Genomic DNA, 26,903 nt, shown 5'->3' with positions numbered 1-26,903 from the left:
TTATTAGTGATTTCTGATAATTAATAGGGACATAAACGTATGAAAAAAAGTTTTTTGACACCAAGTATTCTCGCCTTACTTTTTGCATCAACAGCGCATGCAGGGGCTGTGTATGAAACGCCTATCGGTACTATAAATTTAGGGGTAGATGCCGAGTTTGATTTTTCGAACGAATCGAATGTGAACAAAATAGAGCAAAGAACGGATAATGACGCTAAAATTTTCAATTCTGGCGGTCGTTTAAAGTTTCTTTTTGATGGGCAGAGAACGTTAGAAAATGGTCACTTTGTCGGGTTTAACCTTCACCCAATATGGAGACAAAATGGTAATGATAATAATGGTAATGCACATGAGATTACTCTTCAATTTGGTGTAGTAAATGATTGGTCTATTAAAGCAGGTCATTTTGAAGCAACGACGCTTTCTTATCAGGGGCAAGATACTTATTTTGTAACCGCGAACTCAACGGTTTATCGTGCAAAACAATTTCGTGGTCGTACTGGGTACCCACAAATTACTTTTACTAAAACACTAAATGATAATTTTGGATTTGAATTGACCGCTCAATCTCGTGACGATGGTAGTACTATGGTTGCCCGACCACTCGTTACTTATGATACAGACACAGTATCAATGGCATTTGGTTTTGAAATCCCTGTAGCAACCGATAGCTCTGATATAGCAGGAAAAGACGTCGCTTCTTTTATTACGGCTAATGACAATGTTAAAGATGATTTTAATGATAGCTCGAAGGTTGTAGATGATGGAAATGCATGGTTTGGTTCAGCGGTTACCGGTATTTATAAGGTGACAAATGATCTAGCACTAAATGCTCGTATGGGGTATTTATCTGATAAACGTATTAATGATAATGAAGCCACATCTTTCTCGATGGGTGTTGGTGCTCAGTATCAAAATTTTTATATAGCTACATTATATGGGGCAAGAAATGCGGACAAAAATGCTAACGATACAGAAGAATTAAGAATTTATACTTCCTATAAATTTCCAAGTGTTTTGGATCTAGAAAACTTTGATATATATCTTGGGGCTGGTTATACGCAAACTAAAATTGGCGACAATAGTAAAGAAAGTGCCATTGGTGGACGTGTTCGTCTCAAATACCATTTTTAACAGGACTGAAATTTAGAATATCTGATATTTAACTAAATCTAAAAGCGATGGCGGTGGTCATCGCTTTTAAGTTATTAATAACACTCTTTAAGTATATATATGAACAATAGATTAAAAAACGTATCACTTGCTTTACTGATTTCAGCAACATCTCTCCAAGTTTTTGCAGATAACGGATATTACAAAGATTTTGAAACGTCTATCGTAAAAAACTTAGTGACTGATTACGACGTTGATAATTCAGATCAAAAAGATGATACACAAAAACTTCAATCTGCAATTAATGAACTATCACAAATGGGCGGAGCAGAGATTATTATCCCTGCAGGCGTATATTACTTTATGAATGTGGAGTTAAAATCAAATATTAAGTTATTAATTGATGAAAGTGCCAGCATAAGGCCTTATCTACAGGCGATGTATGATAATGGCGGTGATGCGATATTCAACGTGGGGAAGCATAATGATGAAGTTGTCAAAAATGTTGCTGTGACAAGTTTACAAAAAGACAAACGCTTTATCGTGCAGCTGCCTGCTATCACTAAAGTTTCCAGCGCGAATCCTGCTAAACCATTTAATAATGTTTACGGCATAAAAGTGTTTCATTTTTTCAATATTGAAAACTTTTTGACATCAAATATGAATATTTATGATAACAATACAAAATATTCAGCGATGAGTTTGAATGTAATATTAACCGATAAAAATAAAGCGAATAGAGGTAAGTTGCCAACAAGCGGCGATGTTAAAAACATCACTATTTATAACGCTGCATATGGTTATGGAGCAGTGCAAGCGCAAGCTGCAAATAAGGTCTATTTTGAAAATATAGAGTCTGAAGGTGGCGCTGCATTAAGGTTGGAAACGGGTTATGCTCCTATGAATAATATGCAGTTAGGTGGTGTCACTAATATTAAAGCCAAAGATATAAGGTGTATCAATGGTAGTGCTGCATTAACATTATCTCCTCATACGATTCAAACTAATGAGAATATAGAAGCACATAATATAAGTGCAGATGGTTGTAATTTTGCAGTCAGAATCGCCACTGGTTTTATTTCAAAGAAAAACACAATGGAAGGACTAAAACTTGGAGTATTTAAAAATGTAAGTATAGATGGGATCGATGCAACCTTTGGCTACCACTCTCAAATTTTACATAAAGACTTTTCTTTATTATCTAAAGACTTACAACGATATATATTCAGAACAGATAACGCGTTGGAAGCATTGGAAGGTCCGTCTATCTCTGCGGTTGGTTATGTTGGTGGCCCAGGTCAGCCAATAAATTATGAGGCATCGTTAACCAATATCAAAATGTATGGATTTAAAGCAGATACAAAAGAAATCATCACTCCCGCTGACAGAGGCAAGGTTTATACAACAGAAGAATAAGCCAGTTTTGATAGGCCTTGATGCTAAGTAACCTCTGTTCTGGATAAGCAAAACGATATAACACCGTTATTTCCGCGTTAAATTATCTCTCAATAACCCGTTATTCCTTCAATAATTCGCCTTGAACTACAAAAAACTAACGGCACTGTATAGCCAAAAAAGATAATCTTATGATTTTAAATATAATTCCACTTTGATTAACCAGAATTGAGGTTAAAGCAAATATTACTTCGATTATTTGATGATGTTGAAAATGAAGCTCTTTTTGAATATTAGCGAATTAAAAGTGCTTATGATGTTTATTATTGGCTACCTGCTGCTTAATTTGTTTTATAAACTCATTAATTAAATGGCGACGCTGTGCATTAGGTTTAGTCCAAACACCTATATGATAATGCCAAATGGGCTCATTTAAAGGCAGCTCAACGAATCCTCTATTTTTGATTTTATGTAGCAGAGAGTTTGTTGCACATAATAATGCATCATTTTTCTTTACCAAAGCTAATGCAACTTCAATAAACCCTGTCTTGAGAATAAAGTTAATTGGGGGAGTACGCTCGCGTGATAATAATTTATTGATGCTATCAAGCATCGAGTTCGAACTTTGAAAACCAACCCAAGGATAATCTGAAAGCTGTTTTAATGAGTATTCCGATGATTGAACGAGCTTATGGTTTTCGTGGGCAATAATGCATAGGCGAGTATCCATCAGCGGAATAAAAGAGACATCATTATTTTCTACAAATGACTTACCATTCTCTCCCCCTAATACGATATCCAATTCACCTGAAATTAACTTTGGAATTAGATTTTCAATAGTATTTGGCATAATTTCTATATGTACATTTGGATACATAAATAAAAAATTAGAAATCATTTCTTTTATGGGGGTTTCCCAAGCGGGGCCTGAGCCAATTCGCAAAGATTCTTTTTCAGAAAATAAAGAATTGATTTCAGATTCCATACCTTTCATCTCATTTTCTATCAGAATGCATCGCTCTATCATTATTTGGCCAGCTGGTGTTAATTCAACACCACGCGCTTTACGCTCAAATAGTTGAACTTTATAACGCTCCTCAAGGGTTTTTATGCTTCGACTTATTGCTGGCTGCGTAATGTTAAGAAATATGGCTGCTTGCGAAATAGAACCATGTAAAACAACTTGCATAAAATGAGTGAATAATTTTTCCATCTTTATTCTATTCCTGTATTTGCCTTATTTATTACAATAATCATTTATAGTTGTATTTAGAGCACCTAAACAAACATGATTTTGATCATTCTAAGCAGTCGTTCTGATATTTACTTTGACGATTTATTAAATTTTAGTTTCTTAAAATATTCATTAATAGGGCCGGAGATTGTTGCGTTTCTAGTAAACCTTTCATGGTTTTCATATAAGGCGCACTATGTTTAAAAAAGTAAAACAGCCCTTCACAGAAATAGCTCAGATTATGTTCACCTGTAGATGAAGCAATGAATCGATGTTTTGGACAATCACCATGACATTGTTCTAAAAATGCACATGTTTTACAGTCTTCTGCTATTTTATCTTTTTTGTCTTCACCAAACTGATTTGCGTGATCGCTGTTATTCATGGTGGTTATTGATTGTTCATGAATATTGCCTAGCTTATGTTCGGGGTATACATAATGGTCACAGTTATAAAGATCTCCATTAGCTTCCAGAGCAAAAGCATGGCCACATTTTTCACTAAAAATACATACCTGAGCAGGGTAACCGCAGGTCGTTGCTAGGGTCGTTTCAAATATTTGTACAAACACCTTACCGATATCATTTTTTACCCAGATATCAAAAATACGCGATAAAAACTCACCATATTGAAGTGATGGAACTGACCATTTTGTTACTTGTGCTTGGCGAACAAAATCTGGTCCAATTAAACGGATTTCATTAGATTCTGCATTAGTATCTTCTCGTTCAACGAGTGGGATAAATTGAATATGAGGTGTGCCTAATGATTTTAGATATTTATACACTTTCTCTGGTTGTTTAACATTAAGGCTATTAACTACGGCTAAGATATTAAACTCTATTTTATGGCGCTTTAGCAGTTCAATGGCCTTAATGACTTTATGGTGCGTGCCTTTACCACTTCTTGTTACACGGTAGGCGTTATGTAACTCTTCTGGGCCATCTATAGATATACCGATTAACCAGTCATTTCTTTTAAATAACTGGCACCATGCTTTATTTAAAAGTAAACCGTTCGTCTGCATGACATTGACGATCTTTTTGTTTTTAGCATATTTTTTTTGTAATTGAATCGCTTTCTCATAAAACTCAATACCAGCTAAAGTCGGTTCACCACCTTGCCAAGCAAAATCCACAGTATCGCTTGATTGTGCTTCTATTTGTTGGCGAATAAAAATTTCTAGTGTTTCTTCATCCATAAATTTTTGCTTGGATTCTGGATATAATTTATATTTTTCTAAATAAAAACAATAACTACAGTCAATATTACAGGTAGATCCCGTTGGTTTTGTCATGACATGACAGCCACTATTTAATTTTTCCATATTTTATACTCACTATATTAAAAAGTTGCTAATACTACCTTTAGAAAATAAAGTCACTAAATCTCATTGATAAAAGTTCATTAGGTATTTATTAATAATATTGTACTTATACCCATGCCACCTCAAGATGCTTTGTCAGGCGAAACCTCGGATACCAGAGCAAGGCGCAACATGAGGTAATGGTTATTCCCTTTTTGATTGTTGTTACGCAGGGCTGATTTTCGAGGTTGCGCCCCGAAGGGCAAGGCAACTTGCACCAATCTGCGTTGTTATAAAATCTCTATGTAGAATAACTATACTTCAATTTTATGCCTAGCCTCTCGGTACAATTTGCCTTGCTGACTTTGCATCTTGAGGTAGCATGGGTATATACCCACATTGATTAAACGTGATATTAAATATTATTCTGATGTTTTTTTGTAAATGAACAATAGTGCTGTTGAGGAAGTTATTAATAAATACCTAAACGACAATGATGAGATTATTTGTTTAACGTTTGGCTATATTCCACAGGTATAACCAGTATATGAATGGATTAAATAATAAAGATGATGTAAAAAACGAACATACTAAGAGCGTGTCGATTATTATTAGAAATTATGTGATCTAGAAAGGAAATGCTCACATCATAATGTGGCTCTCAGTCAAACAAAAACTTATGTTAATCGGTGGGACTTTAAGCCCTTTGATGCTTTAAGGGCGAATGCTTCTAGCTCTTCTTTATTCATAATCACCTATCTTCAATATGATTAAGTTAATGATAAGCAATTACACAGGTTTTAGGACAGAGTCACTCTCAGGCCTAGCTGGTTTTACCCTTGTAAGTGAATTTTTTATTGTTGGTTACAAACTTAAAGATATTTCTCTGAAGTACGATCCAAATAATTACTTTACAATTGCATAGAAGCGACATATCAACTACGTAGAACTATATTATTGCAACTACCTAACAACGCTAGTATTTCAAAACTAATACTATTATTGGTATATTTAATTGAATGGTAAGCTAGATAAGAATATTCATATTTAATAAATATTGAATATGATGAGTTTTAACTTTAGTGGTAATTCAAATAGTACTGTTTTATTTTAATTGTCTAGGTAATAAATACGCTTTATTACAATTTTATAGACACAAAGTAAGTCTCAGCTAAACCTAAATAATCAGCGTAGAAAAAAACACTATTTGAATTACAACTTGAGTGTGAAATTATAAGTATATTAAAATCAATGATTTAATAAATATAGACATAATAAGACATTGATTTTTATCCAAATAATCACTATCGTGGTTTGAAAATACCAACTACTTAGTTAACGGAGCTTCGCTTAAATGCATTATTTCTGGGTGCCATTTTTACCCATGTTAGGGATTATCGTTCCCTTACTAACCAATAAACTGAGTCGCAGCGCATGTACGCTGGCAACTGCGTTGTTACCAGCGCTTGCCCTTGGTTTGATTCTTCTTGATTTGCCAGCGATATTTGCTGGAGAGTCTTTTAGCAAGAGTGTTGATTGGATCCCCCAATTAGGTTTATCGTTATCGTTTCGGCTCGATGGTTTAGCTGCATTGTTCAGTATATTGATTTTAGGTATTGGTTTACTGGTCATTTTATATGCGCGTTACTATTTGTCTGAAAAAGATCATATGGGGCGTTTTTACTGCTATTTGATCATGTTTATGACAGCCATGCTCGGCATTGTTATGTCGAATAATATGCTGCAACTCTGGCTCTATTGGGAACTGACCAGTATCAGCTCGTTCTTGTTGATTGGTTTTTGGTCACACAATAGCGATGCGCGTAAAGGGGCTAGAATGGCTCTTACGATCACTGGTGCTGGTGGTTTAGCGTTGTTGGCGGGGATCATCTTATTAGGTCAAGTCGTTGGCAGTTACGAATTAGACGTCGTCCTCAACAGTGCTGAATTGGTAAAACAAAGCCCTTATTATATTGCAATTCTAAGTTTATTTTTAATTGGTGCTTTTACTAAGTCTGCGCAATTTCCGTTCCATTTTTGGTTACCTCATGCCATGGCTGCACCTACACCGGTAAGTGCTTACTTACACTCGGCGACCATGGTAAAAGCAGGTATTTTCTTATTAGCACGTTTCTATCCAGTATTAGCTGGTACGGAGGTGTGGTTTGTTGTGGTTTCTTTAACTGGTCTATTAACTTTGTTATTAGGGGCTTATACCGCATTATTTAAACATGATTTAAAAGGGCTGTTAGCTTACTCGACCATCAGTCACCTTGGTTTAATCGTATTGCTACTCGGTTTGAATACTGAATTAGCTGCGATTGCTGCGATATTTCACATCATGAATCATGCCGTTTTTAAAGCATCATTATTTATGGCTGCAGGTATTATTGACCATGAGTCTGGCTCCCGAGATATGCGTAAACTTAATGGATTATGGAAATACATGCCTATTACCGCGACGTTAGCGATGGTTGCATCAGCCTCGATGGCGGGTGTGCCGCTGCTCAATGGTTTTTTATCTAAAGAAATGTTCTTTACTGAAACCTTAGAGCAAAGCATTTTAGGTGCTATGTCTTGGTTAATCCCTGTATTAGCGACAATTGCTGGTGCTTTCTCTGTCGCTTATTCACTGCGTTTTATTCATGATGTGTTCTTTAACGGTGAGCCGAAAGGTTTAACTAAAACCCCTCACGAGCCACCGCGTTATATGCGTGTTCCCGTGGAAATTTTAGTGACTATTTGTTTGTTGGTCGGTATTTTTCCTAACTATACTATTGGCCCGTTACTAGAAAGTACTTCTTTGGCGGTGCTTAACCATGCGCTACCTGAATATAGTCTTGCTATTTGGCATGGATTTAATCTTCCATTGCTAATGAGTGCGTTGGCTATTGTTGGTGGCGTGGCGATTTATTTGAATCGTAAACATTTATTCAAATTTGCAGGTATGTTCCCAGATATTGATGCAAAATTGGTATTTGAAGGGTGTATTCAAACCTGTGTAACGTGGGCGCAAAAAATAACCATTAAATTGGAGAACGGTTCTTTACAACGCTATGCTTTTTGTCTCTGCTTCTTTGCTTTATTACTGATCGCACCGCCTTTGTTTGACCTCGACACAACGAGAGGAAGTATGCCTGGCACGCCAATAAATGGTGCCGTGATGGTTGCTGCCATATTGATCATTGCAGGTTCACTTGCAACCTTAATTTGGAGTCATTATCGTCTCATCGCTTTACTCATGTTGTCGCTAGTTGGTTTGGTGGTATCGATAACCTTCGCTTATTTCTCTGCTCCCGACTTAGCCCTTACTCAGCTATCGGTAGAAATTGTAACGGTGATTTTGTTATTACTAGCGCTGTACTTTTTCCCTCAGCAAACGCCAACTAGTAAAAGTCGACCTAGCCATTTTGTGCGTGACTTGACCATCGCATCATTAATAGGTTGTATTATTGGTAGTATTTGTTTTGCTTTAATGACCCATCCTTTGGATAGTATTTCTGCGTTCTTCTTGGCTAATGCAAAAGCAGGCGGCGGTGGAACCAATGTAGTGAACGTTATTCTGGTTGATTTCCGTGGCTTTGATACCTTTGGTGAAATAACGGTATTGGGGATTGCAGCATTGGGTATTCATAAGGTGATTGCTCGCATGCGTTTATCAATGCGCACTAAGGATTACGATGGCCGACTATGGGCTAAAGAGAAATATCCAGTATTATTATTGGTCGTTTCACAAAGCTTGTTACCCCTATTTTTGCTCATATCTGCTTATATATTTATGCGCGGGCACAACTTGCCTGGTGGTGGTTTTATTGCCGGTTTGATTACTTCCATTGCGTTAATTCAACAATACCTTGCACACGGTGTTGATTGGATGGCTAAAAGGGTGAGTATCAGTTATCACTATATGATCGCTATTGGATTAGCGATCGCTGGATTCACTGGTTTAGGTAGTTGGTTTGTTGAACGACCATTCTTAACCTCTTGGTTTGAATATGTTTCCTTACCTTGGATAGGTAAATTTGAGCTTGCGAGTGCATTGATGTTTGACCTCGGGGTTTATTTCACTGTTATCGGTGCGACATTGCTTATATTAGCGAGCTTAGGCAAGTTAACGACTAAAGAACGACTCACAGTAGGAGAAAGATAATGGAATTAGTCTACGCAGTTTGTGTCGGCTTCATGAGTGCATGTGGCATATTTTTAATGCTACGTGGGCACACTTTTACTTTAGTTATTGGGCTTACTTTATTGTCTTACGCTGTTAACTTATTTCTATTTGCCAGTGGTGGATTAACCATAGGCGCACCCGCGGTACTTAACAGCAGTGAAAATTACGCCGATCCGTTACCGCAGGCGTTAGTACTGACGGCGATCGTTATTGGATTTGCTATGACCGCTTTTGCGGTGATTTTAGCGATGCGAGGACGCGCTGACTTAGGTAGTGATCACGTAGATGGAATAGAGCCTTTTGATCCCCTATCTGAGGAAAAATCCTAATGAGTTTGTTTGACCATTTAGTTATATTCCCAGTGTTAATACCTTTTTTTGTGGCTGTTACTCTGCTTTTTCCAAGCTTAAGCAACTCCTTAAGCCGACAACGTGTACTGAGCATCACCGCCAATGTTTTTCTGGTCGTGGTTGCCTTCTCATTACTATTCAAGGTTGAGCAGCAAGGTATTCAAGTATATGCACTTGGTGATTGGTCCGCGCCTTTTGGTATTGTATTAGTCGCTGATCTATTCTCGGTATTAATGGTGTGTTTAAGCGCTATTTTAGGCTTGTCAATAACGCTATATGCAAGTGCCGGAGAAGATAAAACCGGTGCCTTTTTTCACCCTCTTATTATGTTCCAATTAATGGGTATTAACGGTGCATTTTTAACCGGTGATGCATTTAACTTATTTGTATTTTTCGAAGTGTTGTTAATAGCCTCATACTCTCTGATGATCCACGGAGGAGGAAAGCAACGGATACAGGCGAACATCCATTATGTATTCCTTAATTTAATTGGTTCATCACTATTTTTGTTTGCATTAGGCACTTTATACGGCACTTTAGGCACCCTTAACTTTGCTGATATGGCTGATAGAATTCCATTACTCTCAAACAACGAATTACTGATCGCTAAGTCTGGTGCTTTATTGTTATTGGCTGTTTTTGGTTTGAAAGCAGCGATGCTTCCCTTGCATTTTTGGCTACCAAAAGCTTACTCGACGACAAGTACGCCAGTAGCTGCGCTATTTGCCATTATGACTAAAGTTGGTATTTACAGTATTTGGCGGGTACATGGTGTGATGTTTGGTGACCAAGCCGGTGAACTCGCGAATATCGCCTTACCCTGGTTATGGCCGATTGCATTATTAACCATTGCTGTTGGTACGATTGCGGTACTCGCTAGTCAAAGTTTGCGGGTACTTTGTAGTAACTTGGTCATTGTATCCGTTGGCACTTTATTGGTGACCATCAGTTTGAATACGGTACAGGCTACTTCAGCAGGGATTTATTACTTGCTACATAGTACTGTTGCTTGTGCTGCTATGTTCTTGCTCACAGGTTTAATTCAACAACAACGTGGCCAAGCGGAAGACCGTTTTGTTGCTGCTAGAGCAATGCCACAGGCAGGTATTTTAGGCTTTATCTTTGTGTTATTGGCAATCGGTTTAATTGGTATGCCTCCATTATCTGGTTTTGTTGGTAAAGCATTGATTTTGCAATCAGTTACCAAAGCAAGTGAAGCAATGTGGGTTTTCCCTCTCATACTAGGGGGAGGGCTAATCGCTTTGATCGCCTTATCTCGGGCTGGTACTTCACTATTTTGGCGAACCAGTGGTGAAAACACCAGTGCACTAAAAGGGCATCCTATTCAGTATTTGGCCATTGGTATATTGGTTGCGTTACTGCCTTTGATGGTTATTTTTGGAGGACCAGTAAGCGACTATACACAATTGGCTGCAGAGCAACTTAAAGCAGGTTTAAGTTTACAACAACTTAATGAGGTCGCTAAATAATGGATAAATTACGTAAATTTGTTTGGTTTCCTACGCCTTACCACAGCGTATTATTATGGTTGGTGTGGCAAATTTTACATGACTTTAGTCGTGGTCATATGGTGTTAGGTGCGGTATTTGCGATTGTTATTCCTTGGATTGTCGCACCTCTCAATGAGAAAGAAGCAGTAGCAAAAAAACCTATCAAGGCGGTGATGTATTTGTTTCGCTTGTTAATTGATATTGTTGCCTCTAATTACGATGTAGCAAAGCGTGTGTTGCAAAGCAATCGCGGTTTAAAGCCCGCTTTCATTGCGGTGCCTTTAGATATTAAAGAGCCTTTACCACTCACCATTTTTACCAGTAGTGTTTCATTAACACCCGGTACGGTGAGCGTTGAATTGTCAGATGACCGAACATGGTTATATGTGCATGTGCTGCACCTTGAAGACGAACAAGAGTTAATTAACCTTATCAAAGATCGTTATGAAGCACCTTTAAAGGAGATTTTCGGATGTTAAGTGTCGCTATCCTGATTGCTTGTGCGCTAATTTGTTGTGCTTTAGCGTTAAATACTTGGCGTTTAATTATTGGTCCTACTACACCAGATAGAATTATTGCCGTTGATACGATGTACATTAATAGCATTGCATTGATCATATTGTTAGGGCTTCACCAAGGCTCTGCCATTTATTATGAAAGTGCATTATTGATTGCGCTTCTTGGGTTTGTAAGTACTTCAGCTTTTTGTAAGTACTTATTACGTGGCGATATTATCGAATAAGGAAGGTAGATGACTGTATTTTTAGAAGTAGTAATAAGTGTTTTATTGGTGTTTGGTAGCATTGTAATGCTAATCGGTTCTATTGGCTTAGCAAAGCTTCCAGACTATTTTACGCGCTTACATGCTCCAACTAAAGCCAGTACCCTAGGCTGTGCGTGTATTTTGATCGCTTCGATGATATTTTTCAGTGTTCAACTTGGGCACGTGAACTTAAAAGAAGTATTAATAAGCATGTTCTTGTTGATCACCGCTCCCGTTGCGGCACACATGCTAGCGAAAGCAGGCTTGCACTATAAAGTAAAAATGACTGATAGTACTAAAAACCAAAATCTGGCTAAAAAAGCTTATTTACAACAACACCCTGATGACAAGTAACTCGTTCTTGCTGGCAGTAAATAAGGATAGTGACTTACATATCCTTTAAAGGGATATTGTTAAGTCTATCCCCTGAATAGGATATTACTTTATATAACCCGCTACCAATCGAAATGCTTTATTCAGTCCTTAGCTTATCGCGATAACGTAATTGGTTGCTACTACAAACTTGGAGAAAAGGTTTTTAACCAGTAAGCATAAAAGGCTTTATAGGTATAAAAATCCTCTTTTTCTTTAGGTCTTGGTTTTGGAATTTCAGATACCCTTACACTAAATAATAAGCAATCCAAAGCTTCGGTTAAATGCCCCTTTTCGAGACAAACGCTCTCCAAATACCAAGCAGTAGTATTGATATTACCTTGCACACTTCGGTCGCCTCGTTGATAAAATGCACAGGTACTAATCGCCGCATTATACTTCTCTATATATTGTGTAGCCTTATCTTGACCCATTTTTGCATTATCTACCCAGTAGCGGAAATTTGCCTTAAGACCTGATTCAAAGCTATTTAAAAATTCAATATTATCGCCTTTTTTACCGACAGGAAACATAATGCAATAACGGCTGTGGTAGTCGGTTACTAACCAATATTTTTTGCGCTGTATCGCTACGCAGTGGACTACCCATTGCCATTGAAATGCACCGTTTTCCTGTGGGTCTACATCCTCTGGAAAAACAGGGGATGCAATCGATTCGGCAATCGTTTTGTGTGGTGATGGTTCAATACAGGTGATTTTTTTACCGTCGCGTTTAACACTAAAAAAATCGGCTGCCGCTTTGGTGCAGTTAAAAATTAACATGAGATTTTCCCTTTCATATTTACCTCTCTATTGTTCATTTTTATTAAGCTTGAATGCAAGTTATAAATAGCGTTGTTTATCGATTTTTCAGTATTACTCTTTGAAGCTGTGTGTTTCGCTTAGCAAAGCCTAAACAGGTAGGATAAGATGGTCTTACGTTATTTTCTCTACTCATTTTCGTGCCTCATTCTGCTCTTTGGCATTGGTTAAACATTTGTTTTTAATCTCGGTTCAATACAAATAGACCCAGTGTACTTGATTCTTTTTATTGTATTTATAGCATATTGTTTAATAACATTAATAATCACTTTCACTCCCTTTAATAGTTTATTATATTGCCTCTTCCTGACTTGCGTGTGCTTAAATATCTAATAGTAGATTATCCTGCTTAAAGCGCTCCACATCTTACAATCACAATAGGTATCAAGCTTAATGTCACCTCTTTTATTAATGCTTCTCTCTACTGTATGTTTATCATTAAGTGGCTTTCTTGCTAAGTACTTAGAGCATATTGTACCTATCAATGTATTACTTATGGCCCGTTTAACGATCCCTGCGATTATTATGTTAGGTACTGCTTTTATATTAAGAGCGAGACTTCCAACCTTCGCTGAAACAAAGGTGATCGGCAAACGTTCTATTTTTATCGCGTTAACGCAGTTTTGCTTCTTTTTATCGTTATCGAAACTAAGCCTGATTGAGTTAGTGGTTTTATTTAGCACTGGCCCACTGTTTATCCCCATTATTGAAAGGATATTATATGGCTCCACAATATCTAGGCCGATAGTGCTGACATTAGTCTTTTCATTTTTTGGCGTTATTGTGCAATCTGGAGTGATTAACGGTGTGCAGTTTCAGTGGGGCATGTTGCTAGGGTTATTAGCGGGCTTTTTTAATGCTTGTTCGCAGGTATCGATGTACAAATCCAGTCAAATTAAATTAAATCCCTTTATGACTAATGGCGTTAGTTTTTTAATTGCGGCGATATTAGTGTTGCCTATTGCTACGTTATTAATGGAGTCATCCACTTCTGAATTTACTTATTGGTTGTTTCCTTACGCGGCAGTGATCGTGTTAATGGGAGCATTGAGTGTTGGTACACAATTATTCAGAACGAAAGCGTACCAACGATCTCTGTCTAGCGCAGAACTTGCTCCTATATTTTATTTAAATATATTTATTGCCGCTTTACTACAAGCTATCTTCTTTGAACAAACATTTCAGCTATTTCAAGTCGTAGGTTTAGCGATTATTGTCAGCGCTTGTTTGGCGTATTCTTATGCAAGTTATAACTCACGATAAATCGTATAAATGATTGCATAGCCGATGGATGATGACAGGGTTGTTATTAATACGTTGTATGCTCATAAAATAATGGTGAGCACAATAAAGAGAATTAAAATAAGAAAATAAGAGCGTTAAAATAAAGGAATAAAAATTGAAGTGATGACTTTGCAAAGCATATTTCCTTGCAAAGTCATCTTTAATACAGATTAATGATTAAGTGTTTGCTCGCCTTGACCAAAGTGCCAATCAAAATGGAAATGCTGTGTAATATCTTGATCTTTACGCTGATAGGTATGACTGCCAAAATAATCACGCATTGCTTGTATTAAACTTGCTGACGAGTCCGCTTCACGATAACTATCATAATAGCCGATCGCTGAGCTGGTGGTTAACATTGGTAAGCCTTGGCCGATTGCTTCGGTCAATACTTGTCGCCATGCTAATTGTCCTTTAGCAAGGTCGTTACTAAATCGCTCTGCAAGCATTAAGTTGGGAAGTTTTGGTTGGCTTTGATAAGCCTCGGCAATATCATTTAGGAAAGTGGCTCGAATAACACAGCCTGCACGCCAAATTTTAGCAATCACCACATAATCAAGTTGCCAGTTATATTCTTTGTCCGCAGCTGACATCAGCTCAAAACCCTGTGCATAACTGCATATTTTTGAACAATATAAAGCGTCTGCTAATTTATCTATCCATAGTGCTTTATCTTTTGCTTGTACCTTTGGTCCGGCTAATTGTGATGCACCAATAGTACGTGTTTTCTTTTGTGTGCTTAAACAGCGTGCAAATACCGAAGCTGCAATCGCATTCGCAGGTACACCTAATTCCAAAGCCTCACGAGCTGTCCAGTTACCGGTGCCTTTTTGGCCGGCTTGATCTAGAATCACATCAACCATAGGTTGGCCTGTTTTAGGATCAACCGTACGTAAAATATCAGCGGTGATGCCAATCAGATAACTTTGTAGCTTGCCTTTATTCCACTGACTAAAGATATCAGCAACTTCAACGGCAGACATGGCTAATACTTGGCGCATGAATTGAACTGTCTCGGCAATCATTTGCATATCAGCGTATTCAATACCGTTATGTACCATTTTCACAAAGTGCCCAGATCCAATTGGACCAATGTATTCAGCACAGGGCTCGCCTTCAGGTAGAGGTTGTTCAACATGAGTACGTGCAATTTCAGCCCCTGTTACTGGGTCCACTTTTGCTGAGATAGCTTGCCACATCGGTTTTAATTGCTGCCATGCAGCTTTGTCACCGCTGGGCATTAATGAGGGGCCAAAACGTGCACCTTGCTCCCCACCAGAAGTAGCACAGGTAAAGAAATGGAATTTATTCACATAAGCTTGGTGACGCGTAATGGAATCTCGCCATTGGCTGTTACCCGTGTCGACCACTACATCATCGGGTGCTAAGCCGGCAGCAATTAGATCTTGGCAAATAATATCAACGATAGGGCCCGCTGGAACAGATAATACAATACGGCGAGGCGTAGTAAGTTGTGCCATTAATTGTGTTAGATTTTGCACCGTTTGTAATGGTGCCGCTGTTAATGACTGATGTTGCGTTAGTAGCGCTTGGCTGCGTAGTGGATTGGTATCAAAGGCGACCACAGAAAACCCACGCTCGGCTAAGTTTAGTGCCATGTTCGCACCCATTACACCCAAGCCGATCACGGCAATATCTTTTTGTACTTGCATTAAAACCTCAATATTTAAATGAACGCCTGATTTATGGCTCGATGGCCTTATTTATTCTGCTTCTTATTAGGCCATCTTTATTATTATTTTTTCGTTCTGTTATTACGTTATTAGCTCTACGTTATTATCTATAATACCGCTATTTTTAACATGGCGACTTTTAACGCGATTATCTCCACCACAGGGCTAAGATTGGGAAAATAATGACCAATCCAAGTGTTAATACTTGTAAGCAGATGAAAGGCACTAGTGCACTGAATATCTCACCCAGACTAATATCTTTAGGTGCCACTGATTTCAAATAGAAAGCAGCCGGCCCAAAAGGAGGAGAAAGGAATGAGACCTGCATATTTAAACAGAAGACAACACCAAACCAAACAGGATCCATGCCCAAGCTAACAATAATTGGTACAAAAATAGGCATAGTTAATAACGCAACACCAACCCAATCAAGGAACATACCTAATACTAATAGAATAGCCATCATAATAAGCAGTGTTGTTGTAGGGCTACCGCCACTAAGTGCTAGTATGGTGTCGCCTACAAAATCAATTCCACCCATCAGGTTATAAACACCCACTAATGCGCTGGCGCCAATCCCTATCCAGATGATCATGCCACAGGTTTTCATGGTTGAGATAGCGGCATCTTGTAGCATTGAAATATTAAGCTCCTTACGGATCCAAGTACTTAACATAATGCCTACAACCCCTAATGCAGAGGCTTCTGTAACCGATGCAATACCACTATAAATACTGCCAAGTACCACTGCCACTGACAACAATGGGAAGAACAAGGCTTTAAAAAAGTTAGGTTGTGTTTTAGCATCTTCCGCGAGTTCTTCCGCCGTAGGTAAAGGGGCTAAAGCAGGGTTTAATTTACAACGTATTAATACATATAGAATATAAAAAATAGCCAATAATAATGCAGGTACAAAAGAGGCTTTAAATAAGTCACCAATAGATACACTGGCGGTTAAACCATAAATAATAAGTACAATACTTGGAGGTAACATAGTGCCTAAAGCACCGCCTGCACAGGTTGTACCTATAGCTAGTTTACGGTCGTAACCCAAGCGCAACATTTGTGGTAACGCTAATATACCAAGCAATACCGTTTCACCACCGATAACACCTGACATTGACGCTAATATAACCGCAACCAATAAAGTTTGTACCGCAACACCACCACGTAAACGTTTGCCAAATAACTTCATGGCTTCGAATAGATCATGGGCAATGCCGGAGCGGTCTAATAACGCGGCCATTAATACAAACATTGGCACCGCAAGAAAAATATAACTGTCTACAAAACTATAGAGGCGACTAGTTACCAAAGGAAGTGCGTCGATACCAAACCAACCCACGGTAAAAAAGAGTGCAACAAAACCCGTCACAAATGCTAGCTGCATACCGGTTAACAGTAGCGCTATCATCATAAACAGCATTAATAAGCTACCATAGCCGATGCCAATTGCAGATAAATCAAACATGAGAGTGTTTCCTTAGCGCTTTGATTTCGGCAATCAAATGCAATAAAAATTGAATGGTAAGAATACAAAAGCTAATAAAGATAACCGCTTTTAAGAGTGCAGGGAAAGGAGGGTTCCACGCACTACCTGAAGTATTGAGTCGCAGTTCGCCTAGTGGAGAAAACCATGCACTTTCAACCAGTGTATAAGCGCCATAAGTCATCAATGCAGAAAAAATAATACCGATGATATGGTGTAATAAATTAAGGTAATGGCGGGTACGCTGAGAAACAACATCGTAAATAAGCACTACACGCACATGTTTGTTAGATGCGAAGGCATACAATCCACCAATCACAAATAACGAACCGCCAATAAAAGACGCCGTTTCATGCACCCAAATAGTTGGTGAGTTAAATGCATAACGCATCACCACTTCATAAAAAGAGATAAAGACAGTGAAAATAAACAACATACTCAGCCAGTTACTTACTTTTAAAATGGCAGCATCAAGTTTGTTCTTAGGTTGCTCATCTTCTTGAGGTTGTGGCATGACTTTTTTGGTAGGCATAAGAGGCTTCCAGATAAAGCAAGGGTTTAGGCAACCCTTGCGATTAAGTTGAGATTATTGCTTATAACAGACCGTTTTCTGCTAAGAAGGTAGTCACCGATTGATATACTTTAGCGGCGTTATCCGAGCGAGCTGCAAATGTTTTCCACTCACCTTGGGCAATGCTACGGAATTTTTTACGCTCTTCAGCAGACCAGTCGTGAATAGTGATATTAGGATTTGCTTGTGCTTCTTTAATCGCTGCTTGGTCGGCAATTTTTAACTGCGTCGTCATATCGTAAGAGAAATCACGTACAGATACCGTTAAGATCTCTTGAAGATCCATTGGTAATTTATCCCATTTTTTCTGACTTACTGAAATATCGATCAGAGGTAATGAGTGAAAACCAGGTTGAACAGGGTGTGTTGCCACATCATTTAAACCATTTTTTTGGTTAGTTGAGAATACAGTGTAATCAGCTGCATCAATAACGCCTTTGCTTAGCCCAGTAAATACTTCTGAACCTGGTAAGTTAACTGGTGACGCGCCAGCCGCAGCAAAAACTTGTTGTACTAAGCCTTCTGGGGCACGTAGTTTAAGTCCTTTTAAGTCAGCGACACCATTCAGCGGTACTTTAGAAACAAATGATTCAACACCGGTAGTTGATGCACCAACAAATTTAACACCATAAGGCGCGTATAACTCAGTCATTAACTGATTACCACCACCGTAGTTCATATATTGTAAAAGCTGTGTTGTATCAGACCATGCACCGACCATATTACCAATTAGACCAAAGGCTGGATCTTGACCTGAGAAATAACCAGTTGCAGTAATTTGGCCATCTAAAATGCCCATTTTAATTGCACCTAATGTTTCAGTATGTTTAACCACACTTGCAACGGGCAATAACTTGATATCAATACGCCCATTAGACATCTTCTCTACACGATCAGCCCATTCTTGTTGTACCTGGAAATTTTTGTCACCAGAAGGATCTGACGATTGAATTTTAAACACAAAATCAGCCGCCATTGCAGAAGTCGATAACAGGCCTGCAATAACACCCGAGAGTAATGATTTGTGAAGCTTTTTCATGTTGAGATTCCTTTTTCCAATAAGTGTAAATTTCAAATTAATCATGTCCAGTTACAAATAGGTTACCGGTAACTTGAAGCGCATGTTACCGGTAACTGCCTAATTTTTTCGTGTTTTTGATCACAAATTTATAAGCAGATATTAACCTCATTCTTGATAAAGATCATTTTTTAGCACTTATTTTGGCTTTTTTATTGTTATTCATAAGTGCTGCTTTTAATCTCTATCCTATTGAAATTAAATAATTTAATTGTTGATTTAGTTTGTTAAGTAAGCAAGTTTACATGGTGTGAACATTACAAATAGGACCTAGTGAGCGTTTTTTATTGTTGGGGTACTGTTCACATTATTAGACGTTACGGGTAACATGTTACCCGTAACGTGATATTGTTTTTAAAAATATTAGTCATATAACTTGATCAACATAAGCAAGATGGATAGGGGAGCGGGATGAATAAACTACCTAGTGGTGCGGTATTGATAATAATGGGAGTCGCAAGCAGTGGTAAATCATCAATCGGTCAGTCGCTGGCAAAAGCATTAAATGTAAAATTCATTGATGGTGATGACCTGCATCCTAAAGCTAACATCTTAAAAATGGCTTCTGGTCAGCAATTAAATGATCAAGACCGTATTCCTTGGCTAGAAAGAATTCGAGATGCGGCTTTTAGTATTGAGAAAAAGAATGAAAATGCGGTGATCGTCTGCTCTGCGTTAAAACAAAAATATCGCCAATTAATTTGTGAAGATAACAATCAAGTGACTTTTTTATTGTTACACGGCAGTTTTGAACTTGTGCTACAACGTATGCAAAATCGTCAAGGACACTTTATGCCGGTGACTTTATTAAAAAGTCAGTTCGAGGCATTAGAGTTACCCACTGAAGATGAAGTGAACGTCATTAAAATCGATATCGATGGCAGTGCCGAAGCCGTGGTGCAGCGTTGTATTGAAGCGACGCAAAACCTAAATTTATAAAATAGTTAAAGCAAACCATAACAGTAGCGGCATGCTTAACACCGATAAGAGGTTGCCATACAATACCATAGAAGCCACTGTCGCAGCATTCAGTTGGTATCGCTCTGCGAGTAAATAATTCATTACCGCTGGTGGCAGCATCGTAAAGAACACCATCATTTGTAGCTGTAGTTGAGTTAAAGGTACCCATAAATAGATCACCGTAAAGGTGATCGCGCCGCTTAATAGGGAAGTTGCGGTACTCACTAAACCAATTTTAACCCCCGAACGATTAACATAAATCAATTGGCTACCTAATGAAAAAAGCATCAAAGGGATCGCGCTCTCACCGAGTAAATTAGCGGCTTCCCATACCGGCGCCCAAATAGTTACATCGCTTAAATTCAATACCAGTGCAATCACAGTCGCATACATGATCGGCATGGTTAACAATTGCTTGATACCTTGTTTATTAATACCGCTGATAATCACAATGCCCAGCGTGAATTGTATACAGGTTGCGACTATCATCAATAATACCGCATCACTTTTAGCAATTTCACCAAAGGTATAAACAAAAAGCGGGATCGCTAAATTACCACTGTTGCGAAACATGTGCGGAGGTACCCAAACCTTCACATTCCAATGATAGAAACGGCATAACATAGCAATCAAAAGGCCAGGTAATATCACCGCAATTACACTCGCAGTAATCAAATTAACCTGCTTGCTGCCTAAAGGCATATTCACCAAAGAAGCAAATACCAAAGCAGGCACAAAATAATCGAGGTTTAATTTATTAATCGGTGCCATGTCGATCGAAGTACGGCGCGCGCAAATATAACCGGCCAATACGACCATAAACATAGGGAATAAAATTTCTATAATGCGTAATAACATAATAATAATTCAACCGTAGTGGAAGTTGACCGCCATACTGATAGACGAAATAGCTGCGCAGATAAAACCACAAAGCAAACCTATTAAGGAATCATTTAATTTTTTAATCGTTTAGGAAAAACATCACTTAATCTATAACCTAGAGCATAAAGCTAGCATCGAGGGTATTTTGCAATGTAATTCCTTATTTAACTATTCCAAGTTGAGATTAAATACTCTCACCATGGCGGATCTCAACCCCTAAATCAATCACAGCTTCGGTGATCGCTTCACCTGCCAAACGTGCAATCAACTGTTGCGCGGTGACTTGACCTATTTTTTCACGCGGCGTTACCACTGTAGCTAACTTAGGTACCATAGATTGCCCTATATCGTGACCATGAAAACCAGCAACTGCAATCTGTTCAGGAATTTTTAAGCCCATTCGTTGTGCTTCAAAAATAGCCCCGATCGCCAAGTCATCATTGGTACAAAACAACCCATCTGTTTGTGGGTGTGCAGCCAGCGTGCGTGTTAATAGTTCAGCGCCAAGTGAAAATGAAGAAGCCGCTTCAGTCATCATACTTTTACAACTAAGGCCATGCTCTCGCATCGCTTTTTCATAACCTTGCTGTCTTAATTTGGTTCGAGTATCTAAACGTGCACCTAAATAAACAATATGTTGGTAACCTTTTGCAATCATCGCGGAAACCATCTGATAACTCGCTTCGAGATTATCAACACCCACTGCTTGCTCAATGGCCGGTGACGCTACATCCATCATTTCGATCACTGGAATACCCGCTGTTTCAATCATCTTTAACGTTCTTGGGGTGTGATGGCTTTCAGAAAGAATTAAACCGTCGATATGGTAAGACAATAAAAAACTAATACGTTTTTCTTCTAGTTCTGCACTGTATCCATAATGGGCAAACATGGTTTGGTAACCTGCTGCTTCAGTCACCCGTTCAATACCACGAATCACTTCAGAGAATACTTGATTGGTTAAAGAGGGCACTAAGATACCAATGGCATGGCTTTTTGCATTAGACAGTAAATCTGGCGCACGATTAGGTATGTAACCTAATTCTTCTACCGCAAGTGATATCTTTTTTTGCATCTCTGAGGAGACTTGCTGCGGGTCTCGCAGGTAACGACTAATAGTCATTTTAGTTACGCCAACAATGTTAGCGACATCTTGCAGGGTAGGTCTTCTTTTCTTGCTCATAATCATAGCCTATGGAATGTTACCTGTAACATAACAATACTTGTTAGTGGATGCCACAATATTAATCAACTTGGCATAGACAAATAATAAAAAGTGTTAACCGGTAACAAAAAACATGAAGTACGTAGTTTAAAGGATTTTAAAATAATAATTATATTATTCAGATGGTTATGTGATCGTGTTGTTCTAGTTTTTTGCTGTTTTTAAAGTGAGCTTACTGCTTCGCCAACGTAGTAGATCGATCATGCAAAACAAAAATAAACTGACGCCTATTAAGGGTAAGGCATAACCTAGGATGATGGTTATTACACTGAGGGTTATTTGAGTGTTTTTGCTGAGTTTTAACCAAGCTCCGGTAAGGGTGTTTTGTTTGTCTTTGCTATTGCGACGACGTTGCCAAAGCATTTTGTAACCGTAAATAATAATTGCACATAATGCGAACCCAAAAGCGGCCAATATGAGTTGATTGATGACACCAAATAATACGCCCATATGTGCATCGACTCCCCAGCGGATCAGTTTTGCAATGAGTGGGAAATCTTTAAACTCAGCATGGTCAATCACCGTCATTGAAGCGGTATCCACTGCAACGGAATCGACTTGTGTTGGCCAACTATGATCAATTTCACGTACCAACCAAGCTGATTTATTATTATTGGATGGGATTATTTCTATTTTGTTGGCATCAATTCCAAATTTACGGGCAGCCAATAAGATTTGATCAAATTGATTATCTTGAGCCGATAACCTTGTATTTAGATTGATACTTGGTGTGCTTAATTGGCGAGAAACGCTAGGTGTTATCCAGCCTATATCTTGTCTCAACTGTGAAATATTAGCGCCAGCCCATTTCGACCAGGTTAAACCTGTTGCTGAAAAGAAAATTAAACCGAGACTAATATAGATAGCGATATTAGCATGGCGTGTACGTGAACGAATGAAACCATTCTTAGTGTTTTTTGTTTGCTTTTGGCTGGTGGTTTTTATGTTGCGACGACGACCTAATTGTAGCCATAAAAATATCCCTGATACAGCTGCCACCCACATCCATGACGCAGCTAATTCACTGTAATAACGGCCTACTGATCCGTGTAATAAATCACTATGCATAAAGTCTAGATAGATACGAAAGGGTAAAATGCCACTTGTTCCGTAACTTGGTAAGTTGCCTTGAATGTTTAGGGTGACAGGGTCGACAAAGACGGTGTGGGCACGATAACGGTCTAATGCGGGATCGATAAATAATACACGGGTGGTTTGGTCTTCAGCAGGTGATGGGCGCAATGCTTTAAGTTGTAAAGGCTTTTCTAAGCTTTCTCGAGCAGCTGTCACTTGTGCCTGTAATGAGTGGGATTGGCTCTGTTCCAGTCCATGAACCTGGCTATTGGTTGTGAGTTGTTGTTTATAAATTATTTGTTCAATTTGAGGAGACAATACATATAGGGTGCCCGTCAAAGCAGCGATAAAAATAAACGGTCCAATCAATAACCCTATATAAAAGTGTAAGCATTTAATGAAGTCACATAAGGCGTAGGTTGGATTACTATTTTTTGATGACATGATCACTTCTCTTATGGCTTTGTCTTTGCTGATATCGGCGGGATGATACAGGGAGTGATAAATAGATGGCTAGTAGATTAATAAAGGGGAAATTTATTGTATTGATAATACGGCTTTATACAGCCGCATTATCAATTAACTAAAGGTTAGAAGTTATGATTAAGATACAAGAGGCTTAGGGACAGTTTTAGGTACTGCTACAGGAGTTACCTTAGGAGCTGCTTTTTTTATTTTTTTTTGTATTGTCTTGTGCGTGAGTGCAGGCAATAAATGCAATTTATGATGAATTGCATGGTGGATAAAGGACAGCTTAGTGCGCACAGCTTGTGTTAATACAAAAGGGTAGGCATCTGCTAATCCCATGCTTCGGTTTAAAGAGTTGAGGATCACTGAAAAATCGACCCACGTATCTAGAATATTACTGATCGCTGTTTGCCCTGAAAAAAAGTAAGCATCTTGTGGTAAGTTTAATTCCCCTACCTCATCAGAATCTGCTTGTTCACCAGATGTTGAGCCGGTAATGGAAAAATTTTGTGCTGTTTCTAGCGTATCAATGATGTGCATATAATGCGCCCAAGTCTCTGCCCAGTCTTCATAAGGGTGCATAGTGGCATATTCACTAATATAATGTTCTGGCCAATTTTTTGGTGCACCATGTTGGTAATGCTGGTCTAGGGCTTCTTGATAATCGAGCTGATCATCACCAAAGTATTGTTTACATAGTTGCTGCTTTTCTGGAGTATGGACAATTAATTGGTCAAAGTAGTAGTGCCCTAGTTCATGTCTAAAATGCCCTAGCAATGTACGATAGCGTTCACCCATCGCATCTTTTGTTTGTGAGCGAGAAACGTCGTCGGCTTCGGCTAGATTGATGGTGATATGACCACAATCATGACCGGTAAACACGGTTTCTTGGCCGACTAATGGGCTAGTAAAGTGGTCATTAACATTACGGTCGGTAATAAAATCAAAGCTTAACCCATTGTCTGGGTCTTGAGCGATTGTATTGAGCGGCAATGAGAGGGCTTTTAAGGTATATAACGCACGACGTTTTGCTACTTCCATTTTTTTCCATAACGGAATATGTTCAGCAATACTCAAGTCAGGTACGGTTTCGTTAAAACGACAAGCAAAACACAACACTTCATCTTTGCCTTCAACGGGTACAAATGTGCTTAAATTAACCATGCCGTTGCAAGCTTCAAATTGGGCATTATTATCACATTTTTGATAATGGATAGTTGGTGCAACCGCTTTAAAAAATGTACCTGTTGTTTCATCAAGTTCATAGGGCTCTACTTGATCAAAGTTGTCATCAAGCCCTACGGTTCTGTTACAAACGAGGCAATGACTGCTTTCAAAAAACAATATAGGTTGTTCTGCGCAATCACATTGAAATGTTTTCATATAAATACTCTATTAACAAAAATGTAAAGCAAGCATATTTATTACTTTAACTTGCTGAAATACACTTACTTAGATGCGACTTAATAAATCCGATTTTTTAGTATTGTACTCATCATCAGTTAATGCGCCCATCTCATGCAGTTGTGATAATTTTTCTATGATCTCAAGCGTTTGAGTAATAGATTTTTGGTTGTTCTGATCTACCGGTTGTTTGTTGTTATTGTTGTTTGAATTAGCCGAGTAATTGCTGTCTTGATTACTATTTGTTGTTTGTTGTTGGTTGTTGCTGTTATTAGTATTGCTGTTTAGGTCGTTGTTATTGTTAAAGTTGTTATTTTTTTGCATGTTGTCATTCGTATTATTCACAGCTGGCGCTGCCACATCTGCAAAATTAGTGTTTGCTACTGTTGGTAATGGTTGACCTGTGACTAAAGGCAAACTACTTACATTAATGGTGCCCCATTGGCTATTGAAAGTCAGAGAAGTGTTATTACCTTGCTGTTGACTCACGCCACCAATGTTGTGGTCTAATGTGTCATAGACAGATACCTGGCCATTCAATTCCACTGCTAGGCGATTTGGAAAAACCGCATAACGGATATTGTTTTGAGCGCCGCTGCTAAATGGACTGCCGAGGTTACTTGGCCACCATTGATTGCTGCCAGGTGTTCCTGCTGGAATTTCTGGAAAAATTTGGTTGTTACTGAGTATGTTTGCTAGCTCATTACATAAATTGTCGACGGTTGTTTTTAGGGCGTTATTAAACATATCGCCGACCATGGTCATACCACCGCGCATCCATTGTCCAGAACCACCTAATTCAGGACAGTTGAATTGTGCCATAGAGCCGCCGCCATTATTCACTGCAACTAACATGTGAGTCACTGCACCGTGACTTAAGCCATAACGTGACGCTATATCATTAACGAGGTTTTCACCAACATTGGTTAGTTTTTGCATAATAATATGCCCTTTTTGTAAATTGAGTGGGAGTGAATAGCCAAAGAAAAAGGCTGAATTAGCGTCTGTTGTGTAATAGGGTGTTTAATAAACATCCTGCCTATATTACTCATACTGAATACCGCTTGATTATATCTTAAGGTCGTTTGTTTAACCGCAAGGTGGCGGTTAAAAGATGCACTATCATAGCATCATTCTTGAGCTTCTTAGCAGCTTTATCGGATACTCTTTTTTATTTTTTTTTAATATAAATTAATCTCTTTTTTAATAAAGACTTAAGATCTCTGAATGATGGAAAAAGCTATTACAGGTAGTGTTTTTTATGATCCCTACATATCTTCAAAAGTTAGACTTTTTCGAACTATTTAGATCGCTTTTTTCATCTATTTAATTGTTTCTTTTTGATGGTTTAAATAAAAAGATATATGGATAAAGTTGTCTTCATTATTTTTATATTTAATTAAAATTGATTTTTATATTCGATACGAATTAAGTATTTAAATGTTATTTGCCTCAAACATGTGTGATTAAACACTGTTCAATTGTGTTTTTTGTACGTATAAATGATGTTAATTTCATTAACGCTTATTTAATATTTTTTTACTTTTAAAGATATTAGCGGTGATAGTGCTTTGATGAGGTAAAGATGAAATATAATCCTGTATGTATCGTTTTTTCTGTTCTAGCGCTGGTTTTTCCACCAAAAATATTTTTATTCTATTTGATTTTTAAGGGCTATTTTAGTGCATCACTGCACCATTTCTAAAAATCTTGGTTATTTTAAAAGCCATTATTGAAC

22 protein-coding genes are annotated in these 26,903 nt (G+C 38.2%); 10 read left to right on the top strand and 12 right to left on the bottom strand.

Going from position 1 to position 26,903, the window contains the following annotated elements; all coding sequences use genetic code 11:
• Nucleotides 1-39: 39 nt before the first annotated feature.
• Nucleotides 40-1,134: a carbohydrate porin gene (locus MT391_RS07530; RefSeq protein WP_499497367.1), complete on the top strand. Its 1,095-nt coding sequence runs from the start codon at nt 40-42 to the stop codon at nt 1,132-1,134.
• Between the two features lie 99 nt (nt 1,135-1,233).
• A complete protein-coding gene (locus MT391_RS07525) occupies nt 1,234-2,529 on the top strand; it encodes a glycoside hydrolase family protein (RefSeq protein ID WP_299663793.1) in 1,296 nt (431 codons plus the stop codon).
• 280 nt (nt 2,530-2,809) lie between these two features.
• On the opposite strand, the gene MT391_RS07520 is transcribed toward MT391_RS07525, so the two are convergent.
• Both MT391_RS07520 and MT391_RS07515 read right to left on the bottom strand, forming a co-directional pair.
• Nucleotides 2,810-3,721 carry a LysR family transcriptional regulator gene (locus tag MT391_RS07520; protein ID WP_499439264.1) on the bottom strand — a complete coding sequence of 304 codons (912 nt, stop codon included), beginning with the start codon at nt 3,719-3,721 and terminating at the stop codon, nt 2,810-2,812.
• 133 nt (nt 3,722-3,854) lie between these two features.
• A complete protein-coding gene (locus MT391_RS07515; protein WP_499497365.1) occupies nt 3,855-5,069 on the bottom strand; it encodes an anaerobic sulfatase maturase in 1,215 nt (404 codons plus the stop codon).
• Nucleotides 5,070-6,402: 1,333 nt separating this feature from the next.
• On the opposite strand from MT391_RS07515, the gene MT391_RS07510 reads away from it, so the two are divergent.
• Genes MT391_RS07510 through MT391_RS07485 form a run of 6 tightly spaced genes read left to right on the top strand, consistent with a single transcriptional unit; the run spans nt 6,403 to nt 12,197 of the window.
• Nucleotides 6,403-9,198 (top strand): monovalent cation/H+ antiporter subunit A, encoded by a 2,796-nt coding sequence (locus tag MT391_RS07510; protein ID WP_499497363.1) that lies wholly within the window; start codon nt 6,403-6,405, stop codon nt 9,196-9,198.
• Nucleotides 9,198-9,548 (top strand): Na+/H+ antiporter subunit C, encoded by a 351-nt coding sequence (locus tag MT391_RS07505; protein WP_166368695.1) that lies wholly within the window; start codon nt 9,198-9,200, stop codon nt 9,546-9,548. Before MT391_RS07510 ends, MT391_RS07505 begins: the two co-directional genes overlap by 1 nt.
• Entirely contained in the window at nt 9,548-11,059 is a 1,512-nt protein-coding gene (locus MT391_RS07500; RefSeq protein ID WP_499439259.1) for a monovalent cation/H+ antiporter subunit D, read from the top strand. Before MT391_RS07505 ends, MT391_RS07500 begins: the two co-directional genes overlap by 1 nt.
• Nucleotides 11,059-11,559 (top strand): Na+/H+ antiporter subunit E, encoded by a 501-nt coding sequence (locus tag MT391_RS07495; protein ID WP_499497362.1) that lies wholly within the window; start codon nt 11,059-11,061, stop codon nt 11,557-11,559. The genes MT391_RS07500 and MT391_RS07495 overlap by 1 nt, the downstream gene beginning before the upstream one ends.
• Nucleotides 11,553-11,822 carry a K+/H+ antiporter subunit F gene (locus MT391_RS07490; protein WP_166368689.1) on the top strand — a complete coding sequence of 90 codons (270 nt, stop codon included), beginning with the start codon at nt 11,553-11,555 and terminating at the stop codon, nt 11,820-11,822. The genes MT391_RS07495 and MT391_RS07490 overlap by 7 nt, the downstream gene beginning before the upstream one ends.
• 9 nt (nt 11,823-11,831) lie before the next feature.
• Nucleotides 11,832-12,197: a Na+/H+ antiporter subunit G gene (locus MT391_RS07485; RefSeq protein ID WP_499497361.1), complete on the top strand. Its 366-nt coding sequence runs from the start codon at nt 11,832-11,834 to the stop codon at nt 12,195-12,197.
• A 161-nt stretch (nt 12,198-12,358) separates the two neighbouring features.
• Here the strand turns inward: MT391_RS07485 and MT391_RS07480 are convergent, their stop codons facing one another.
• Complete coding sequence (locus MT391_RS07480) at nt 12,359-12,997, bottom strand: DUF6933 domain-containing protein (RefSeq protein WP_499497359.1); 639 nt, start codon at nt 12,995-12,997, stop codon at nt 12,359-12,361.
• 432 nt (nt 12,998-13,429) lie between these two features.
• Here MT391_RS07480 and MT391_RS07475 point away from each other — a divergent pair, with 432 nt between their 5' ends.
• Nucleotides 13,430-14,299, top strand: a complete 870-nt coding sequence (locus tag MT391_RS07475) for a DMT family transporter (RefSeq protein WP_499497358.1) — start codon at nt 13,430-13,432, stop codon at nt 14,297-14,299.
• A 191-nt stretch (nt 14,300-14,490) separates the two neighbouring features.
• Here MT391_RS07475 and gnd read toward each other — a convergent pair whose 3' ends face one another.
• The 4 genes from gnd to MT391_RS07455 all read right to left on the bottom strand — a co-directional run bounded on the left by gnd (nt 14,491) and on the right by MT391_RS07455 (nt 19,113).
• A complete protein-coding gene (gene gnd / locus MT391_RS07470) occupies nt 14,491-15,993 on the bottom strand; it encodes an NADP-dependent phosphogluconate dehydrogenase (protein WP_499497357.1) in 1,503 nt (500 codons plus the stop codon).
• 169 nt (nt 15,994-16,162) lie between these two features.
• Nucleotides 16,163-17,485 carry a TRAP transporter large permease gene (locus MT391_RS07465; protein ID WP_166368679.1) on the bottom strand — a complete coding sequence of 441 codons (1,323 nt, stop codon included), beginning with the start codon at nt 17,483-17,485 and terminating at the stop codon, nt 16,163-16,165.
• On the bottom strand, nt 17,478-18,035 hold the full coding sequence (locus MT391_RS07460; protein WP_028868049.1) for a TRAP transporter small permease subunit: 558 nt from the start codon (nt 18,033-18,035) through the stop codon (nt 17,478-17,480). The genes MT391_RS07465 and MT391_RS07460 overlap by 8 nt, the downstream gene beginning before the upstream one ends.
• 61 nt (nt 18,036-18,096) lie before the next feature.
• Entirely contained in the window at nt 18,097-19,113 is a 1,017-nt protein-coding gene (locus MT391_RS07455; RefSeq protein WP_028868048.1) for a TRAP transporter substrate-binding protein, read from the bottom strand.
• Nucleotides 19,114-19,563: 450 nt separating this feature from the next.
• Here MT391_RS07455 and MT391_RS07450 point away from each other — a divergent pair, with 450 nt between their 5' ends.
• Complete coding sequence (locus MT391_RS07450; protein ID WP_499439249.1) at nt 19,564-20,091, top strand: gluconokinase; 528 nt, start codon at nt 19,564-19,566, stop codon at nt 20,089-20,091.
• Here MT391_RS07450 and MT391_RS07445 read toward each other — a convergent pair.
• The 5 genes from MT391_RS07445 to MT391_RS07425 form a co-directional block, all read right to left on the bottom strand.
• On the bottom strand, nt 20,086-20,970 hold the full coding sequence (locus tag MT391_RS07445) for an AEC family transporter (protein ID WP_499439247.1): 885 nt from the start codon (nt 20,968-20,970) through the stop codon (nt 20,086-20,088). The two genes, MT391_RS07450 and MT391_RS07445, sit on opposite strands and share 6 nt — an antisense overlap.
• A gap of 208 nt (nt 20,971-21,178) precedes the next feature.
• The gene (gntR, locus tag MT391_RS07440; protein WP_499439498.1) at nt 21,179-22,180 is read right to left on the bottom strand and encodes a gluconate operon transcriptional repressor GntR; all 1,002 of its coding nucleotides are present in this window, start codon (nt 22,178-22,180) and stop codon (nt 21,179-21,181) included.
• Nucleotides 22,181-22,363: 183 nt separating this feature from the next.
• Complete coding sequence (locus MT391_RS07435; protein WP_499497356.1) at nt 22,364-23,737, bottom strand: PepSY-associated TM helix domain-containing protein; 1,374 nt, start codon at nt 23,735-23,737, stop codon at nt 22,364-22,366.
• A gap of 159 nt (nt 23,738-23,896) precedes the next feature.
• Complete coding sequence (locus MT391_RS07430; RefSeq protein WP_499497355.1) at nt 23,897-25,144, bottom strand: zinc-binding metallopeptidase family protein; 1,248 nt, start codon at nt 25,142-25,144, stop codon at nt 23,897-23,899.
• A gap of 69 nt (nt 25,145-25,213) precedes the next feature.
• Nucleotides 25,214-26,104 (bottom strand): SHOCT domain-containing protein, encoded by an 891-nt coding sequence (locus MT391_RS07425; protein ID WP_499497354.1) that lies wholly within the window; start codon nt 26,102-26,104, stop codon nt 25,214-25,216.
• Nucleotides 26,105-26,903: the final 799 nt, after the last annotated feature.

Source organism: Vibrio sp. 1-Bac 57 (assembly GCF_037546855.1).
GTDB lineage: Bacteria > Pseudomonadota > Gammaproteobacteria > Enterobacterales > Psychromonadaceae > Psychromonas.
The sequence above is the reverse complement of the archived record's forward strand: the minus strand, read 5'-3'. Positions and strand labels throughout refer to the sequence as shown.

Excerpts from the sequence above, each read along its gene's own strand:
- MT391_RS07530 (WP_499497367.1), top strand. The coding sequence starts at position 40 with ATGAAAAAAAGTTTTTTGACACCAAGTATTCTCGCCTTACTTTTTGCA.
- MT391_RS07525 (WP_299663793.1), top strand. The coding sequence starts at position 1,234 with ATGAACAATAGATTAAAAAACGTATCACTTGCTTTACTGATTTCAGCA.
- MT391_RS07520 (WP_499439264.1), bottom strand. The coding sequence starts at position 3,721 with ATGGAAAAATTATTCACTCATTTTATGCAAGTTGTTTTACATGGTTCT.
- MT391_RS07515 (WP_499497365.1), bottom strand. The coding sequence starts at position 5,069 with ATGGAAAAATTAAATAGTGGCTGTCATGTCATGACAAAACCAACGGGA.
- MT391_RS07510 (WP_499497363.1), top strand. The coding sequence starts at position 6,403 with ATGCATTATTTCTGGGTGCCATTTTTACCCATGTTAGGGATTATCGTT.
- MT391_RS07505 (WP_166368695.1), top strand. The coding sequence starts at position 9,198 with ATGGAATTAGTCTACGCAGTTTGTGTCGGCTTCATGAGTGCATGTGGC.
- MT391_RS07500 (WP_499439259.1), top strand. The coding sequence starts at position 9,548 with ATGAGTTTGTTTGACCATTTAGTTATATTCCCAGTGTTAATACCTTTT.
- MT391_RS07495 (WP_499497362.1), top strand. The coding sequence starts at position 11,059 with ATGGATAAATTACGTAAATTTGTTTGGTTTCCTACGCCTTACCACAGC.
- MT391_RS07490 (WP_166368689.1), top strand. The coding sequence starts at position 11,553 with ATGTTAAGTGTCGCTATCCTGATTGCTTGTGCGCTAATTTGTTGTGCT.
- MT391_RS07485 (WP_499497361.1), top strand. The coding sequence starts at position 11,832 with ATGACTGTATTTTTAGAAGTAGTAATAAGTGTTTTATTGGTGTTTGGT.
- MT391_RS07480 (WP_499497359.1), bottom strand. The coding sequence starts at position 12,997 with ATGTTAATTTTTAACTGCACCAAAGCGGCAGCCGATTTTTTTAGTGTT.
- MT391_RS07475 (WP_499497358.1), top strand. The coding sequence starts at position 13,430 with ATGTCACCTCTTTTATTAATGCTTCTCTCTACTGTATGTTTATCATTA.
- gnd (WP_499497357.1), bottom strand. The coding sequence starts at position 15,993 with ATGCAAGTACAAAAAGATATTGCCGTGATCGGCTTGGGTGTAATGGGT.
- MT391_RS07465 (WP_166368679.1), bottom strand. The coding sequence starts at position 17,485 with ATGTTTGATTTATCTGCAATTGGCATCGGCTATGGTAGCTTATTAATG.
- MT391_RS07460 (WP_028868049.1), bottom strand. The coding sequence starts at position 18,035 with ATGCCTACCAAAAAAGTCATGCCACAACCTCAAGAAGATGAGCAACCT.
- MT391_RS07455 (WP_028868048.1), bottom strand. The coding sequence starts at position 19,113 with ATGAAAAAGCTTCACAAATCATTACTCTCGGGTGTTATTGCAGGCCTG.
- MT391_RS07450 (WP_499439249.1), top strand. The coding sequence starts at position 19,564 with ATGAATAAACTACCTAGTGGTGCGGTATTGATAATAATGGGAGTCGCA.
- MT391_RS07445 (WP_499439247.1), bottom strand. The coding sequence starts at position 20,970 with ATGTTATTACGCATTATAGAAATTTTATTCCCTATGTTTATGGTCGTA.
- MT391_RS07435 (WP_499497356.1), bottom strand. The coding sequence starts at position 23,737 with ATGTCATCAAAAAATAGTAATCCAACCTACGCCTTATGTGACTTCATT.
- MT391_RS07430 (WP_499497355.1), bottom strand. The coding sequence starts at position 25,144 with ATGAAAACATTTCAATGTGATTGCGCAGAACAACCTATATTGTTTTTT.
- MT391_RS07425 (WP_499497354.1), bottom strand. The coding sequence starts at position 26,104 with ATGCAAAAACTAACCAATGTTGGTGAAAACCTCGTTAATGATATAGCG.